At 69.7% G+C, this 16,019-nt stretch carries 15 protein-coding genes and 1 pseudogene; 4 read left to right on the forward strand and 12 right to left on the reverse strand.

The window, feature by feature from the left end; all coding sequences use genetic code 11:
* Positions 1 to 176: 176 nt before the first annotated feature.
* Positions 177 to 1,223 carry an EF-P lysine aminoacylase EpmA gene (gene epmA / locus RUTHE_RS09315; protein WP_021098136.1) on the reverse strand — a complete coding sequence of 349 codons (1,047 nt, stop codon included), beginning with the start codon at positions 1,221 to 1,223 and terminating at the stop codon, positions 177 to 179.
* A gap of 243 nt (positions 1,224 to 1,466) precedes the next feature.
* Here epmA and efp point away from each other — a divergent pair, with 243 nt between their 5' ends.
* The 3 genes and pseudogenes from efp to RUTHE_RS15475 all read left to right on the forward strand — a co-directional run bounded on the left by efp (position 1,467) and on the right by RUTHE_RS15475 (position 2,985).
* Positions 1,467 to 2,036: an elongation factor P gene (gene efp / locus RUTHE_RS09320; RefSeq protein WP_021098137.1), complete on the forward strand. Its 570-nt coding sequence runs from the start codon at positions 1,467 to 1,469 to the stop codon at positions 2,034 to 2,036.
* A gap of 48 nt (positions 2,037 to 2,084) precedes the next feature.
* A pseudogene (locus RUTHE_RS18625) lies at positions 2,085 to 2,411 on the forward strand (glycosyltransferase); the annotation flags it as partial.
* A 370-nt stretch (positions 2,412 to 2,781) separates the two neighbouring features.
* Positions 2,782 to 2,985: a hypothetical protein gene (locus tag RUTHE_RS15475; protein WP_144079643.1), complete on the forward strand. Its 204-nt coding sequence runs from the start codon at positions 2,782 to 2,784 to the stop codon at positions 2,983 to 2,985.
* A 35-nt stretch (positions 2,986 to 3,020) separates the two neighbouring features.
* Here the strand turns inward: RUTHE_RS15475 and RUTHE_RS09330 are convergent, their stop codons facing one another.
* From RUTHE_RS09330 to mnmC2, 3 genes are read right to left on the reverse strand one after another with little or no spacing between them, the layout of a single operon-like run.
* Positions 3,021 to 3,929 carry a 2-hydroxyacid dehydrogenase gene (locus tag RUTHE_RS09330; protein ID WP_021098139.1) on the reverse strand — a complete coding sequence of 303 codons (909 nt, stop codon included), beginning with the start codon at positions 3,927 to 3,929 and terminating at the stop codon, positions 3,021 to 3,023.
* Positions 3,926 to 4,813 carry a DMT family transporter gene (locus RUTHE_RS09335; protein WP_021098140.1) on the reverse strand — a complete coding sequence of 296 codons (888 nt, stop codon included), beginning with the start codon at positions 4,811 to 4,813 and terminating at the stop codon, positions 3,926 to 3,928. Before RUTHE_RS09335 ends, RUTHE_RS09330 begins: the two co-directional genes overlap by 4 nt.
* Positions 4,810 to 5,493, reverse strand: a complete 684-nt coding sequence (mnmC2, locus tag RUTHE_RS09340; protein ID WP_021098141.1) for a tRNA (5-methylaminomethyl-2-thiouridine)(34)-methyltransferase MnmC2 — start codon at positions 5,491 to 5,493, stop codon at positions 4,810 to 4,812. Before mnmC2 ends, RUTHE_RS09335 begins: the two co-directional genes overlap by 4 nt.
* 51 nt (positions 5,494 to 5,544) lie before the next feature.
* On the opposite strand from mnmC2, the gene RUTHE_RS09345 reads away from it, so the two are divergent.
* Complete coding sequence (locus RUTHE_RS09345; RefSeq protein ID WP_021098142.1) at positions 5,545 to 6,555, forward strand: NAD(P)/FAD-dependent oxidoreductase; 1,011 nt, start codon at positions 5,545 to 5,547, stop codon at positions 6,553 to 6,555.
* A gap of 18 nt (positions 6,556 to 6,573) precedes the next feature.
* On the opposite strand, the gene lpdA is transcribed toward RUTHE_RS09345, so the two are convergent.
* The 8 genes from lpdA to sucC form a co-directional block, all read right to left on the reverse strand.
* A complete protein-coding gene (gene lpdA / locus RUTHE_RS09350; protein WP_021098143.1) occupies positions 6,574 to 7,962 on the reverse strand; it encodes a dihydrolipoyl dehydrogenase in 1,389 nt (462 codons plus the stop codon).
* Between the two features lie 11 nt (positions 7,963 to 7,973).
* Positions 7,974 to 8,369 (reverse strand): MAPEG family protein, encoded by a 396-nt coding sequence (locus tag RUTHE_RS09355; RefSeq protein WP_021098144.1) that lies wholly within the window; start codon positions 8,367 to 8,369, stop codon positions 7,974 to 7,976.
* Positions 8,370 to 8,381: 12 nt separating this feature from the next.
* The gene (locus RUTHE_RS09360; protein WP_021098145.1) at positions 8,382 to 8,651 is read right to left on the reverse strand and encodes a hypothetical protein; all 270 of its coding nucleotides are present in this window, start codon (positions 8,649 to 8,651) and stop codon (positions 8,382 to 8,384) included.
* 223 nt (positions 8,652 to 8,874) lie between these two features.
* Positions 8,875 to 10,131 carry a 2-oxoglutarate dehydrogenase complex dihydrolipoyllysine-residue succinyltransferase gene (gene odhB, locus RUTHE_RS09365; protein ID WP_021098146.1) on the reverse strand — a complete coding sequence of 419 codons (1,257 nt, stop codon included), beginning with the start codon at positions 10,129 to 10,131 and terminating at the stop codon, positions 8,875 to 8,877.
* Between the two features lie 3 nt (positions 10,132 to 10,134).
* Positions 10,135 to 13,074 carry a 2-oxoglutarate dehydrogenase E1 component gene (locus RUTHE_RS09370; protein WP_021098147.1) on the reverse strand — a complete coding sequence of 980 codons (2,940 nt, stop codon included), beginning with the start codon at positions 13,072 to 13,074 and terminating at the stop codon, positions 10,135 to 10,137.
* Between the two features lie 138 nt (positions 13,075 to 13,212).
* A complete protein-coding gene (gene sucD / locus RUTHE_RS09375; protein WP_021098148.1) occupies positions 13,213 to 14,100 on the reverse strand; it encodes a succinate--CoA ligase subunit alpha in 888 nt (295 codons plus the stop codon).
* Positions 14,101 to 14,221: 121 nt separating this feature from the next.
* Positions 14,222 to 14,620, reverse strand: a complete 399-nt coding sequence (locus RUTHE_RS09380) for a hypothetical protein (protein ID WP_021098149.1) — start codon at positions 14,618 to 14,620, stop codon at positions 14,222 to 14,224.
* Positions 14,621 to 14,711: 91 nt separating this feature from the next.
* Positions 14,712 to 15,905: an ADP-forming succinate--CoA ligase subunit beta gene (sucC, locus tag RUTHE_RS09385; RefSeq protein ID WP_021098150.1), complete on the reverse strand. Its 1,194-nt coding sequence runs from the start codon at positions 15,903 to 15,905 to the stop codon at positions 14,712 to 14,714.
* Positions 15,906 to 16,019 lie beyond the last annotated feature (114 nt).

Consider the following 16,019-nt stretch of genomic DNA (forward strand, 5'->3'; position numbering starts at 1 on the left):
ATCAGGATGCCGGACAGGGGTTGACGAATCCTTGCGGCACCGAACGGTCGGGCCCCGATTCGCGCAACACCCCCTGTGGGGCCGCCCCGCCGTCCGGCCCGCTTCGGTCGAACGGGGCGGAGGCGCTGCGGCTCCGGCCGGTCTGGCGGCCCCTGCCCGACCCTCTCCCCGGCCTCTCAGGGGACGGGGGCCCAGATCACCTCGTCGATGCGGGGCGCGCCGGTGGCCAGCATCAGAACCCGGTCGAAGCCCAGCGCACAGCCCGCAGCCGGCGGCATGAGCGGCAGCGCCGCGAGGAAATCCTCGTCGAGAGGCAATCTCTCGCCGTAGCGGCGTTCCTTCTCGTCCATCTCGGCGGTGAAGCGGGCGCGCTGTTCCTGCGCATCGGTCAGTTCGCCGAAGCCGTTGGCGAGCTCCACCCCGCAGGCATAGAGCTCGAAGCGTTCGGCGCAGCGCGGATCGTCCGGCGTGCGGCGGGCCAGGGCGGCCTCGGCGGCCGGATAGCGGTCGAGGATCGTCGGCCGTCCCAGGCCCAGATGCGGCTCGACCCGCTCGGTAAGGATCTTCGACAGGATGTCCGACCAGCCGTCGTCGGGGGCAAGCCGCAGCCCCGTTCCTTCGGCCTGGGCCCGAAGCGCGGCGGCGTCCGGCGTGCCGTCGGGGGCGAGGGTGGAAAGCAGGTCGATGCCGGCATGGCGCGCAAAGGCCTCGGCCACCGTCAGCACCTCCGGTTCGGCGAAGGGGTCGCATGTCCGGTCGCGATAGCGCAGGATGCGGCTTCCGGCGGCCTCGGCCGCAAGGCGCAGGATGGCCATGCAGTCTTCCCACAGCGCGGTGTAGGGTTCGCGGGCACGATACCATTCGAACATCGCGAATTCGGGGTGGTGAAGCGGCCCGCGCTCGCGGTTGCGCCAGACATGCCCCAGGGCATAGAGGCGCGTCTCTCCCGCGGCGAGCAGCTTCTTGAGCGCGAATTCGGGGCTGGTGTGCAGATGCAGCGTCCGGCGCGTCCCGTCCGGGCCCGTGGCGACCGTCGCAAAGGCATGCAGATGCGCCTCGTTGCCGGGGCTGATGGCCAGGGCGGAGGGATCGGCCTCGAGGAAACCCTGCGCATCGAAATGGGCGCGCAGGCTGCGCATGAGCCGGGCCCGGGCATGCAGGAGGGGGCGGCGCCCCTCGTGCCGGGCGGGGCTCCACCAGGGGGAGGACTGGGAATCGGTCATGCGCGGCGCTCTAGCGGCAGAGGCCGGCACAGGGAAGGCCGTCCCGCGGTGTCGCCGGGCCCGGCCGGGGCGCAGCCCCCCCCGCCCGTCCCCCCGCCCGTCCCCCCGATCGCACGGCGCGGTCTGGCATTGCGTCCCGCGATGCGCTAGGGGCGGCCTGATGGTCCCCGGTGCGCGGCTGGACGGCCGGCTTTCCGGCCCGGCGGCGGGGGACGCGCACCAATCGCCGAAGGACGTCACGCCATGGTCAAGGTCATCGCCTCCTCGCTCCGCAAGGGCAATGTCGTCGAGATGGACGGCAAGCTCTATGTCGTCCTGCGGGCCGAGAACTTCCATCCCGGCAAGGGTACGCCCACCACCAGCGTGGACATGCGCCGCATCTCGGACGGGGTGAAGGTGACGGAACGCTGGCGCACCACCGAGCAGGTGGAACGCGCCAATGTGGACGAACGCGAATATGATTTCCTCTATGAGGATGGCGAGGGTTTCCACTTCATGGAGCCCGAGACCTTCGAGCAGATCGTCGTTCCCCATGACGTGGTGGGCGAGGGCAAGGCCTTCCTGACCGAAGGGGTGCGCTGCTTCGTCAAGACCTTCGAGGGCAATGCGATCGCCATCGAACTGCCGCAGAAGGTTGTCGTGGAGATTGCCGAGACCGAACCGGTGGTGAAGGGGCAGACCGCTTCCTCCTCCTACAAGCCGGCGGTCGCGACCAACGGGGTGCGGGTGATGGTGCCGCCGCATATCGGCCCGGGCGCCCGCATCGTCATCAATACCGAGGATCTATCCTACGTCGAACGGGCCAAGGACTGAGCGGCCGTCCGGCCGCCAGCCCGCATGGCGCCGTCCGTCCTCATCCTGATGGGCACACGCAACGGCGCGGCCCATCTGCCTGCCCAGCTCGCCTCCTTCGAGGCGCAGGACGGGGTGGACTGGATGCTTTGGGCCTCGGACGATGGCTCGCAGGATGCGACGCCGGCGATCCTCGAGGCCTTCCGCATCCGCCATCCCGGCCGGGTGCGCCTGATCGAGGGGCCGCAGATGGGCAGCGCGGCAAATTATCTGACCCTTCTCGCCCGGGGCGACCTGCCTGACATCCCTGTCGCCCTGGCCGATCAGGACGATGTCTGGCTGCCACATCGTCTGGCGCGGGGATTGTCGCATCTGACGGACGGGACGGCCACGGTCGTGGCCGGAACGACGATCCGGGTGGATGCCCAGCTCCGCCCGCTCGACCCCTCGCCCCTGCCCCCGCGCAGACCCTGCTTTGCCAATGCCCTGGTGCAGAATGTCCTGGCCGGCAACACGATGCTGCTCGATCCCCGTGCGGTGGTGCTGATCCGGCGCTCGGCGCAGGCGGCGCTGACCCATGGCGTGCGCCACCATGACTGGTGGATCTATCTCGTCGCCGCAGGCGCCGGGGCCCGCATTGTGATCGACCCGGTGCCGGGCGTCCTCTACCGTCAGCATGATGCCAATCACATGGGGGGCGCATCGGGGCCTGGGCGCCTTTTGCAGACGGGTTGGGAATGTCCGGCGCGGCGATTGGCGCAACTGGGTGACACGCAACCTGGCCGGTCTCGATGCCGTGCGCGGGCTTCTGACACCAGAGGCGCAGGCCCTGCGCGACGATTTCGCACGCCTCCGGGCGCTGCCCTCGGGCCTGGCACGCCTGCAGGCCCTGCGGCGGGCGGGGATCCGGCGCCAGACCCCTGCGCAGGATGCGGCGCTGCAACTGATGGCGCTGCTCGGCTGGCTCTAGGACGGCTGCGGAGACCGGCGGCCGAAGCCGGACCGTCAGACTGCGCCGGGCATCGGCCGGCCGGCGAAGAACGCCGCGAGATTGTCGAGCACCATGCGCGCCATCGCCGCGCGCGTCTCTTCCGTCGCCGAGGCGCTGTGGGGGGTCAGAACGACATTGGGCAGCGCGGTCAGACGCGGATCGGGGTCCGGCTCGGAGGCGAAGACATCGAGACCCGCCGCCCCGAGCCGCCCTTGCGACAGGGCTGCGATCAGCGCCTTTTCGTCCACGACGCTGCCGCGTGCGACATTGACGAGGACGCCTTCGGGGCCCAGCGCGTCGAGCACGGCGGCCGAGACGAGGCCGCGCGTCGCCTCGCCCCCCGGCACGGCTACCACCAGGATGTCGCTCTGCCGTGCCAGATCCAGAAGATCCGGCACGAAGGTCCAGGGCAGATCGCGCGGATGACGGGCGTGATAGAGGATCCGCAGGCCGAAGGGCAGGGCCCGCGCCGCCACCGCCTGTCCGATGCCGCCGATGCCGAGCAGCCCCAGCCGCCGCCCGGCCAGGCTGCGCCCCAGCGGCCAGTGCCCTTCGCGCGACCAGGCGCCCGAGCGGACAAAGGCATGCTGGGCCGGCAGGCCCCGCCAGGCGGCCAGCAGCAGCATCATCGCGTGATCCGCGACCTCGCCGGCCAGGGCGGGGCCGACATTGGCCAGCGCCACCCCGCGCGCCTCCAGCGCCGCGCGGTCGATCCCCTCCATCCCTGCCGAGGCCGATGCGACAAGGCGCAAGCCGGGCAGCGCGGCCGCCTCTGCCGCCGAAAGTCCGCGCCGGCCGTCGGTGACGACAGCCCGGATGGCGGGCGAGGGCGCATCATGGACGGCATAGGTCGCCTCCATTTCGCGCTGCTGCGGTTCGGGTAACCGGACCAGGGACAGGATGGCGGGGCGATCATCGGTCATGAGACGGTCTCCCGTGTTGCGGCCAGGCGGGCGCGGCGTTCGCGCCAGAGGGTGAACAGCCCCGCCCCCACCACGACGGCCGCGCCGATGGCGACATGGAGCTCGACCGTCTCGTCGAAGAGCAGGACGCCGAGCGCCGAGGCGAAGACGAGCTGAAGGAAGGCAAAGGGCTGGAGAACCGAGGCCTCGGCCAGCTCATAAGCCTTGATGAGCAGCCAGTGCGCCGCGGCGGCCGTGACGCAGAGCAGCCCCATCACGGCCCAGTCCGTGCCTTCCATCGGCGTCCAGGTCCACAGCCCGGCCGGCGTCATGGCCAGGGCACCGACGATCCCGGTCCAGAAGAAGCTCGTGGCCGCGGGGTCGTGGCGCGCAGCCAGCCGTGTCAGCAGCCCGTAGAGCGCCCACATCGCCGCCGACAGCAGCGGCACGGCCGCGCGCGGGTCGATCACCCCGTCCGAAGGGGCCAGGATCACCAGCACGCCCGCAAATCCGATCCCGATGGCTGTCCAGCGCCGCCAGCCCACCCGCTCGCCCAGGATCGGCCCGGACAGGGCGGCGACCAGCAGCGGACTGACAGCAAAGACGGCATGGCTTTCGGCCAGACCAAGAAGGGTGAAGGCCCAGACCATGACACAGATCTCCCCCGCAAGGAGCAGGCCCCGCAGGATCTGGAGAAGGGGGCTGGCCGAACGCACGGCCCGCAGGCTGCCGGTGCGGGCGCGCGTCCACAGGATGACGACGGCCGCAAGGAACCAGAAGCGGATCATCACCACCATGAAGACGCCGTAGCGTTCGGCGAGGTGCCGCGACAGGCCGTCCTGGGCGGCGAAGACCGCACAGGTCAGGATCATCAGCAGGATGCCGGCACGGGGGTTGCGGCTCATCGGGGGGGCTCCGCAGGCTTGTATGCGACCGTCATGTGCCGCTTGCGCCCGAAGCCGGGGCGTCGTTCCACGACGAGGCCCGCCGCCTCCAGGGCCCGTCGCACGGCCCCCGCGGCGGTATAGGTGGCCAGCGTGCCGCCGGGCACGAGGCGCGCGGCCACGGCGGCCAGCAGGGCGGGCTCCCACATCTCCGGATTGCGGGCGGGGGCAAAGCCGTCAAGGAAGACGGCATCGGCCCGGCCCGGCCAGGCGGGCAGAGTCTGGCGCGCATCGCCCTCCACCACTGTGAGGACCAGACCGCCGAGATCCTGCGGACCGGGGCCGCGGGCCAGCGCCGCGGCCAGCAGGGCTGCGTCCTGCGCCAGTTCGGGAAAGGCCGAGAGCGCCCGGGCCCGATCGGCGGGCCCCATCGGGAAGGCCTCGAAGCTGGTGTAATGGATGGGGCCGGGCAGGCCCGATTCCCGCATCGCGCGCAGCGTGGCCAGACAGTTCAGTCCCGTGCCGAAGCCCAGTTCGAGGATGGTGAAACCGGGCCGCAGCCGCCCCGGGAGGCCGTTGCCGGCCAGGAACACATGGGCCGTCTCGGCCAGACCCCCCTCGAGCGAGAAATAGGGATCACCGAAGGCACGCGACACGGGCGTGTCCCCCTGCCAGTCCAGCTCGGCGCTCTGGCCCGTCATGATGCCCCGTGCGATGGGAAGCCGGCGCACTCTTGGGGGGCGGGAGCGGGAATGGCAAGGGCAGAGGTAACGATTCTGGGTGCCGGGGTGACGGGTCTGGCCTGTGCCTGGGCCTGCGCGGAACGCGGTGCGCGGGTGCGCGTGATCGATCCCGGGGGGATCGGTGCAGGGGCCTCGGGGGGCGTGGTGGGGTCGCTTTCCCCTCATGCGCCGGAGCGCTGGGATGCCTTGAAGGCCATCCAGTTCGCGGCGCTGCGGAACGCCCCGACCTTCTGGGCCGGGGTGGCGGCGGCAGGCGGGGGCGATCCCGGCCTTGCCCGCACGGGCCGTCTGATGCCGCTGCGCGACGATCAGGCGGTGGCCGCCGCGCGGCAGAGGGAGGCCGCCGCGCAGGCGCTCTGGCAGGGCGAGGGCGCCTGGAGGGTGGAGCCGGCGCCCGAAGACTGGGGGCCGGTCTCTCCCACCGGGCTTGTCGTGCATGACACGCTGGCCGCGCGGATTGCCCCCCGCCGGGCGCTGGCGGCGCTGGCCGCCGCGATTCGGGCGCGGGGAGGGGAGATCGTCGCCGCAGGACCCGAGGAGGGCGCCGTCATCGAGGCCATGGGCGCTGCGGGGCTGGCGGCGCGTGGCTGGGGCGGGGGCGTGAAGGGGCAGGCGGCGCGGCTCTGCCTGCCGGGGCGGGAGGAGGCGCCGCAGATCCATGCCCCGGGCCTCTACATCGTTCCCCATGCCGACGGGACGGTGGCGGTGGGTTCGACGTCGGAGGACCGCTGGGACGACCTTGCTACCGATGCGCGGCTCGATGCGGTGCTGGAACGGGCCGTGGCGCTCGTGCCGGCGCTGGCCGGGGCGCCGGTCGTCGAACGCTGGGCGGGCTTGCGGCCCCGCGCAGCCACGGGGCGGCCCGTGCTGGGGGCCGTCGGCCCGGGGCGCTTCGTCGCCAATGGGGGGTTCCGCATCGGCCTTGCCCTCGCGCCCGAGATGGCCCGGCTCATGGCCGATCTCGTGCTCGAGGGCCGCGATGCCGTCCCCGAGGCCTTCCGGCCGCCCCCTGCTGCCTGACGGCCGACACCGGCCGCCTCAGGCGTGGATGGCCCCGTCGCCGCAGGCCAGCGCCGCCTCGCGCATCGCCTCGGAGAAGGTGGGATGCGCATGGCAGGTCCGGGCAAGATCCTCGGCCGCGGCGCCGAATTCCATCGCCACGGCCACTTCGTGGATCAGGTCGCCCGCCATCGGCCCGATCAGATGGCAGCCGAGGATGCGGTCCGTTCCGGCATCGGCGAGCAGCTTCACGAAGCCTTCGCCCTGGAAGACGGCCTTGGCCCGGGCATTGCCCATGAAGGGGAATTTGCCCAGCTTGTAGGCGCGGCCTTCGGCCTTCAGCGTCTCCTCGGTCGCGCCGATCGCCGCCACCTCGGGCGTGGTGTAGATGACCGAGGGAATGACACCATAATTCACATGCCCGTGGCGCCCGGCGAGGATCTCGGCCAGGGCCACGCCTTCGTCCTCGGCCTTGTGGGCCAGCATCGGTCCCTCGCGCACATCGCCGATGGCATAGAGGCCGGGGATGTTCGTCGCAAAGCCCTCATCGGTGGCGATCTGGCCGCGCTCGGTCATCGCCACGCCCAGCGCCTCGAGGCCGAGGCCCTCCACATAGGGCTTGCGCCCCGTGGCCACGAGGACGACATCGGCCTGAAGCTGCTGCGCCTCGCCCCCCTTGCGGGGCTGATGGGTGACCGTGGCGCCGCCTTCGGCCCGCTCCACCCCCTGCACGGCGGTGCCGAGGACGAAGCTCAGCCCCTGCTTCTGGAGCATCCGCTGGAACTGCCGGGCCACCTCGCCATCCATGCCGGGGGTGATGGCGTCGAGATATTCCAGCACCGTCACCTTCGCCCCGAGACGGGCATAGACCGATCCCAGCTCCAGCCCGATTACCCCCGCGCCGATCACGGCCAGGCGTCGGGGAATCGCCGGAAGGGCCAGCGCACCGGTCGAGGTGACGATGACCTCCTCGTCGATCGTCACGCCCGGCAGGGTGCTGGGCTGCGAACCGGTGGCGATGGCGATGGCCCGGGCCGCATGCGTCTCTCCGGCGACCGTCACCTGGCCGGGGGCAGGGATCGAGGCCCAGCCCTTCAGCCAGTCCACCCTGTTCTTGCGGAAGAGGAACTCGATGCCCTGGGTATTCCCCTTCACCACCTCGTCCTTGTAGGCGAGCATGCGCGCCCAGTCGACCTTCGGCGCCTCGCCCATCAGGCCCATCCGCGCAAAGTTGTGCCCGGCCTCGTGCAGCATGTGGGTGGCGTGCAGCAGGGCCTTGGACGGGATGCAGCCGACATTGAGGCAGGTGCCGCCCAGGGTGTCGCGCCCCTCGGCCACGGCCACCCGGAGGCCCAGCTGGGCCGCGCGGATCGCGCAGACATAGCCGCCGGGACCGGCGCCGATCACGATGAGATCATATTCAGCCATCAGCAGAACCTTCAGAACAGGGCAGCAAGGAGCATGAGGCCGGTGGCGCCAAAGCCGATCAGCCAGATCAGCGAGCGCCAGGGCGTCCAGCCCAGCAGATAGGCCGGAATGTAGAGCAGACGGGCGAGAAGGAACGCCCAGGCGCAGGCTGCCGTCAGGGCCGAGGACGATCCCGTGGCCATGACCGCGAAGACCGCGACGGCAAAGAGCAGCAGCGCCTGCTGATGATTGGCCGAGGCGCGTTCAGCCCGCCCCTCGTGGATGTCCGGCGGCGTCGGGCGGGGCGTGTCGCGGGGCGAGGCATTCCAGGCCCGCCCCTCCGGCGTGCGGTTCATCAGATAGCCGGTGATCCCGATATGCAGGAATTGCACGAAGGCCGCGAGGATGAGGATGGTCGTCTCGGTCATGCAGGAATTCCTTCAGGCGGTTTCACGAGGCAGGTGATCATCGGCAGCCGTCCGGCGGGGACGGATCAGACCGAGGAGCAGCGCCCCGCCATGGGCGCGGAGCACTGGCGCAAGGGCAAGGGCGCGTGTCCCGGGCATGGCCGGCGGCCCCGGATGGCACCGCCGGATCGGCTCGGGCGGCAGGAACGGCCGTGGCGCTTTCCAGAGGCCGGGACCGGAGCGGCGCAGGACCCCGGTCTGTCCGGCATGGGCCAGCGCCTTCACGAGCGGCAGAGAGACCATGATCGGCCCCCGGCCGGGGGACGCGGCGGATCGGCCCCGGCCGCACCGCCATGCCTGTCCGGACGCCCGCGCCATCGACCCGGAAGGATGCCGGTCGATCGAAGCGGGCAGCGGGCAGGGGGGCATCGGCACCTCCGGTGGGAGCGGGGATGTCGGTCCGCTTTGCCATGGCGACAGGCGGGCCGGCAGCGCGCCCTGCCGGGCAGGGGCGCGGCCTCTGGTCCTAGAGATCCAGCAGCAGCCGCTGCGGATCCTCCAGCGCCTCCTTGACGCGCACGAGGAAGGTCACGGCGCCCTTGCCGTCCACGATGCGGTGATCGTAGCTCAGCGCCAGATACATCATCGGGCGGATGACGATCTGGCCGCCGACGACCACGGGCCGGTCCTGGATCTTGTGCATCCCGAGGATGCCGGATTGGGGCGGGTTCAGGATCGGCGAGGACATCAGGCTGCCATAGACGCCGCCATTCGAGATGGTGAAGGTCCCGCCCTGCAGTTCGGCCATGGACAGCTTGCCGTCGCGGGCCCGCGCCCCGAGATCCGCGATTTCCTTCTCGATGGCGGCAAAGCTCTTGTCCTGGGCATCGCGCACCACGGGCACGACCAAGCCCGCCGGCGTGCCCACGGCCACGCCCATATGGACATAGCGCTTGTAGACGATGTCCTCGCCGTCGATTTCGGCGTTGACCTCCGGCACCTCCTGGAGCGCATGGACGCAGGCCTTCACGAAGAAGGACATGAAGCCGAGCTTCACGCCATGCTTCTTCTCGAAGGCGTCCTTGTAGGCATTGCGCAGCGCCATGATGGCCGACATGTCGGCCTCGTTGTAGGTGGTGAGCATCGCCGCGGTGTTCTGCGCCTCCTTGAGGCGGCGGGCGATGGTCTGGCGCAGGCGGGTCATGCGGACCCGCTCCTCGCGTGCGGCGTCCTGGGCCGGCTGCGGCGCGCGCAGGGTAGCAGGCTGCGGGGCGGCCGGCGGCGCGGAGGCGACGGGTTGCGGCGCGGCCTCCGCCTTCGCGGCCTCCAGGGCGCGCTGGACATCCTCCTTCATCACGCGCCCGTCGCGGCCGGTTCCTTCCACCGCCTCGCGCGACAGGCCGGCTTCGGCCATCATCCGCCGGGCCGAGGGGGCATCCTCCACATCGCGGCGCATCGGGGCGGAGGACGCAGAGCCGGACTGTGCGGCCCCGTCGTCCCCCTCCGGGCCGGCATCGGCGGCCTCTGCGTCCGGGGCGTCCGATGCGCCTTCGGCGATGGTGGCCAGAAGCGCGTTCGGCGCGACCGTGGTGCCCTCGGGCGCGACGATCTCGGCCAGCCTGCCGGCCGCCGGGGCAGGCACCTCGACCGTTACCTTGTCGGTCTCGAGCTCGCAGAGCATCTCGTCCTGGGCCACGGCCTCACCGGGCTTCTTGAACCAAGTGGCGACTGTCGCCTCGGTGACGCTTTCGCCCAGGGTGGGGACGCGGACTTCGATGGCCATTCCTTAATGCCCTCCGAGGGTGAGCGCTTCGTCCACGAGCGCCTTCTGCTGCGACTGATGGGTGGAGACGAGACCGGTGGCCGGGCTCGCCGAGGCAGGGCGGCCGACATAGCGGGGCCGGGGGGTTGCCGCCTCGATGCGGCCGAGGACCCATTCGAGATTGGGCTCGATGAAGGTCCATGCGCCCTGGTTCTTGGGCTCTTCCTGGCACCAGACCATCTCGGCCTGCCGGAAGCGCCCCAGCTCCTTGACAAGGGACTGGGCCGGGAAGGGATAGAACTGCTCGATGCGCAGGAGATAGATGTCATCGGCCCCGCGCGCGTCGCGTTCCTCCAGCAGGTCGTAATAGACCTTGCCCGAGCAGAGCACGACGCGGCGGATCTCCTGATCGGGCCGCAGCGCCAGCGTCGAATTGCCCCGTTCGGCATCGTCCCAGAGGATGCGGTGGAACTGCGATCCGGTCGTCATCTCCTCTGCGCGCGACACCGCGAGCCTGTGGCGCAGCAGGCTCTTGGGCGTCATCAGAACGAGCGGCTTGCGGAAGCGGCGGTGCAGCTGACGGCGCAGGATGTGGAAATAGTTGGCCGGCGTCGTGCAGTTGGCGACGATCCAGTTGTCCTGCCCGCAGAGCTGGAGGAAGCGCTCGAGCCGCGCGCTCGAATGTTCCGGCCCCTGGCCCTCGAAGCCATGGGGCAGCAGGCAGACAAGGCCCGACATGCGCAGCCACTTGCTCTCGCCCGAGGAGATGAACTGGTCGAACATCACCTGCGCGCCATTGGCGAAGTCGCCGAACTGCGCCTCCCACATCACGAGGGCATTGGGCTCGGCCAGGGAGTAGCCGTATTCAAAGCCGAGGACCGCGAATTCCGAGAGCATCGAATCGATGACCTCATAGCGCGCCTGCCCCTCGCGGATATGGTTAAGGGGGATGTAGCGTTCCTCCGTCTCCTGATCGACGAAGGCCGAATGCCGCTGGGAGAAGGTGCCGCGCACCGAATCCTGCCCCGAGAGACGGACGGGGAACCCCTCCAGAAGCAGGCTGCCGAAGGCCAGGGCCTCGGCCGTGGCCCAGTCGAAGCCTTCGCCCGTCTCGAACATGCGCCGCTTCTGCTCGAGCAGGCGTTCGATCGTGCGATGCAGCGCAAAGCCCTGCGGCACGGTGACCAGGGCGCGCCCCACCTCCTGCAGCGTCTCGGGCGTGATGGCGGTGCTGCCGGCGTCGTAGGCGGACTGATCCTCGCGGTCCAGATGCGACCAGCGGCCGTCGAGCCAGTCGGCCTTGTTGGGCCGGAAGGTCTTGCCAGCCTCGAACTCCTCGTTCAGGCGGGCCTGAAACTGGGCCTTCATCTCCTCGACCTCGCCCTCGGGGATGAGGCCGTCGCGCACCAGTCGCTCGGTATAGAGGGTGAGCGTGGTCTTCTGCTTCTTGATGCGGTTGTACATCGCCGGGTTCGTGAACATCGGCTCGTCGCCCTCGTTGTGGCCGAACCGGCGATAGCAGAACATGTCGATGACCACGTCCTTGTGGAAGCGCTGGCGGAACTCGGTCGCCACCTTGGCGGCATGCACCACGGCTTCCGGATCGTCGCCATTGACGTGAAAGATCGGCGCCTCGACCATCAGCGCGATGTCGGTGGGATAGGGCGAGGAGCGCGAATAGCTCGGCGCGGTGGTGAAGCCGATCTGGTTGTTGACGACGATATGGATCGTGCCGCCGGTGCGGTGCCCCTTGAGACCCGAAAGGCCGAAGCATTCCGCCACGATCCCCTGACCGGCAAAGGCCGCATCACCATGCAGCAGCACCGGCAGGACCTTCGTGCGGTCGGTGTCGTTCCACTGGTCCTGCTTGGCGCGGGCCTTGCCCAGCACCACCGGATCGACCGCCTCCAGATGCGAGGGATTGGCCGTCAGCGACAGATGGACCGTGTTGCCGTCGAAGGTGCGGTCCGAGGACGCGCCGAGATGGTATTTCACATCCCCCGAACCGTCCACGTCATCGGGCTTGAAGCTGCCGCCCTGGAATTCGTGGAAGATGGCGCGGTAGGGCTTGCCCATCACATTGGCCAGCACGTTGAGCCGGCCTCGATGGGGCATGCCGATGACGATCTCCTTCACCCCCAGCGCGCCGCCGCGCTTGATGATCTGCTCCATCGCGGGGATCAGCGCCTCGCCGCCGTCGAGGCCGAAGCGCTTCGTCCCCGTATACTTGACGTGAAGGAACTTCTCGAACCCTTCCGCCTCCACCAGCTTGTTGAGGATCGCCTTGCGCCCGCGCCGGGTGAAGCTGATCTCCTTGCCGTAGCCCTCGATCCGCTCCTTGAGCCATTGCGCCTGGGCGGGGTCGGAGATGTGCATGAACTGGAGCGCGAAGGTGCCGCAATAGGTGCGGCGCACGATCTCGAGGATCTGGCGCATCGTCGCATGCTCGAGTCCGAGCACGTTGTCGATGAAGATGGGCCGGTCCATGTCCGCCGGGGTGAAACCGTAGGAGGCCGGGTCGAGCTCGGGGTGGGGCTCCTCCTGGCGCAGGCCGAGCGGGTCGAGATCGGCGATGAGATGCCCCCGGATCCGATAGGCGCGGATCAGCATGAGAGCGCGCAAACTGTCGAGCACCGCCTGACGGAGCTGTGCCTCTGTCAGGGTGGCGCCCCCTTCGGCCGCCTTCGCGCGCAGCCTGTCCCCCATCTGCCGGGCGGTCTGCGGCCATTCCCCGGTGAGGGCGGCCGTGATTTCGTCCGCGGGGGCAGGGGGCCAGTCGGACCGCGCCCATGAGGGGCCCCGGGCTGCCGGTTCGCGCAGCGCGGCGAAGAAATCGCGCCAGGACGCATCCAGCGAGGACGGATCCCGCTGAAAGCGCGCGTGCAGCGCCTCCACATAGGGGGCATTGACCCCTGCAAGATGCGCAGAGGCGCGGAACTGGTCGTTGGACGGGCGGTCGGTCATGAGGTCACCTCGGATGAGACCGGCGGAAGGATCCGGAGATCGAAGAGAGATGGGGCGTCTGCATCGCGCAAGGCATGTCGGGACATGGTGAGGGCGGGCGGGGATCGCGAAGGGGGACCCTGGCACCCCCCCGGCCCATCAGTCCCGCCCCATCGCGCGCAGCACCGCCTCGCCCAGGCCTGCCGGACTGTCGGCGACGACGATGCCGGCCTGTTTCATGGCCTCGATCTTGCTTTCGGCATCGCCCTTGCCGCCCGAGACGATGGCTCCGGCATGGCCCATCCGGCGCCCCTTGGGCGCGGTGCGCCCGGCGATGAAGCCGGCCGTGGGCTTCCAGCGGCCGCGCCGACGTTCGTCGGCAAGGAACTGCGCGGCGTCCTCCTCGGCCGTGCCGCCGATCTCGCCGATCAGGATGATCGCTTCCGTCTCCGGGTCGGCCAGGAACATCTCGAGCACATCGACATGGTCCAGCCCCTTGATGGGGTCGCCGCCGATGCCCACAGCGGTGGATTGCCCGAGGCCGACATCGGTGGTCTGCTTCACGGCCTCATAGGTCAGGGTGCCCGAACGCGATACGACGCCGACCTTGCCCCGGCGGAAGATGGAACCCGGCATGATGCCGATCTTGCATTCGCCCGGCGTCAGGATGCCGGGACAGTTGGGGCCGATCAGCCGGGTCGCCGAACCCTGCAGGGCGCGCTTGACCCGCATCATGTCGAGAACCGGGATGCCCTCGGTGATGCAGACGACAAGGGGAATCCCGGCATCGATCGCCTCGAGGATCGAATCGGCCGCGAAGGGCGGGGGAACATAGATGACCGATGCATCCGCCCCGGTCCGTTCGACCGCCTCGCGCACGGTGTCGAAGACGGGCAGGCCCAGATGCTCGCTGCCTCCCTTGCCGGGCGTGACGCCGCCGACCACCTTCGTGCCATAGGCGATGGCCTGTTCGGAATGGAAGGTCCCCTGGCTGCCGGTGAAGCCCTGGCAGATCACGCGAGTCGTCGCATTGACGAGAATGGCCATCGAGGCCTCCTGCAAGTGTCGATGATAAGGCCGGCAATCAATCCCGGGCGGCCACGCCGATCCGCTGTGCCGCATCCGGCAGGATCCCGCCCGCGTTGATATCCGGCACGGAACCAGTCCATCACGTCCCGTCCGCCAGCGTGAAGCGGACGTTGCTTGTCGCTTCGTCGTAACAGATCGGATCGTTGCCCGAGGAGGTCACTTCGGCCCGGATCCCGGCGATCAGCAATGCGATGCAGGGGGCGCTGTCGTCAGCCTGGAATCCGGCCATTCCGCCCACGATCATCAGCTTGCCCATCGCCACATCCGTGCCGAAGGATTCCGAGGTGACGTCGCAGTGGCCCTCGCCCGGGTCAACAGTGATCGCATAGGGCAGACCATCGGCGGACAGGACGATCATACCGTCTTCGGTCTCGGTCCGCGTCAGGCCGAGATCCTCGAGCGGGGCCGCCACCGCCGCGGGGTCCGTGCCGCCCAGGACACAGGCCGCATAGGCCCGCGCGGGATCGAGGCGGTCCACCCGGTCCCCCGTGCCAGAAAACCCAGCATCGGATCCTGGGCCATCGCCATCCCCGACCAGCCGGCCAGCATCATCACAGGCAGAGCGCGCTTCATCCCCGCACCGCCTTCACGATCTTCGCCGCGGCATCGTCAAGGTCGTCCGCCGCGATCACGTTGAGGCCCGAATCGGCGATGATCCTCTTGCCCAGATCCACATTGGTGCCTTCGAGCCGCACCACCAGCGGCACCTTCAGCCCAACCTCCCGCACCGCGGCGATGATGCCTTCGGCGATGATGTCGCAGCGCATGATGCCGCCGAAGATGTTCACCAGGATCCCCTTCACATTGGGATCCGAGGTGATGATCTTGAAGGCCTCGGTCACCTTCTCCTTCGTCGCCCCGCCGCCCACGTCAAGGAAATTGGCGGGCTCGGCACCGTAAAGCTTGATGATGTCCATCGTCGCCATGGCGAGGCCGGCGCCGTTGACCATGCAGCCGATCTCGCCATCGAGGGCGATGTAGTTGAGATCGAATTTCGAGGCGGCCAGCTCCTTGGGATCCTCCTCGCTCTCGTCGCGCAGGGCGGCGATCTCCGGCTGACGCCAGAGGGCGTTGTTGTCGAAGCCCATCTTGGCATCGAGGCAGAGCAGGTTGCCCGCGGCCGTGACGACCAGCGGATTGATCTCGAGCATCTCCATGTCGCGCTCGACGAAGAGGCGGTAGAGCGTGCCCATGAGCGCCACGCATTGCTTCACCTGCGCCCCGGTGAGACCCAGGGCATAGGCGATGCGCCGCCCGTGAAAGGGCTGATAGCCGGTGACCGGATCGACCGTGAGGGTCAGCACCCGCTCCGGCGTGGCATGGGCGACCTCCTCGATGTCCATGCCGCCGTCCTGGCTGACGACGAAGGCGATGCGTGCGCTCGCCCGGTCCAGAAGCAGCGCGACATAGAGCTCGCGCGCGATCTCGGACCCCTCCTCGATGTAGATGCGGTTGACGGTCTTGCCCGCCTCTCCGGTCTGCTTGGTCACGAGGGTGCGGCCCAGCATCCGGCGGGCCTCCATCTCGGCCTCCTCGACCGAACGGGCGATGCGCACCCCGCCCTTCTCTCCGGCATCCGCCTCGATGAAGCGGCCCTTGCCGCGCCCGCCGGCATGGATCTGCGCCTTGACCACCCAGATAGGGCCATCGAGCTGGCCGGCCGCTGCCTTGGCCTCCTCCGCCCGCAGCACGGCGCGTCCCTCGGCCACGGGGGCGCCCGCAGCCCGCAGAAGCGCCTTGGCCTGGTATTCGTGGATGTTCATGCGCGTCTCCCCGCCCGTTGGCCCGCGCCGTCTAAAGCACAGGCGACGCCGTGCGGACAGGGGCAGAATGCATGGCATGGGCAAAAACCCGCCCTTGTGATCACAGCCCGGAAG

It is taken from the genome of Rubellimicrobium thermophilum DSM 16684 (genome assembly GCF_000442315.1).
Taxonomy (GTDB): domain Bacteria; phylum Pseudomonadota; class Alphaproteobacteria; order Rhodobacterales; family Rhodobacteraceae; genus Rubellimicrobium; species Rubellimicrobium thermophilum.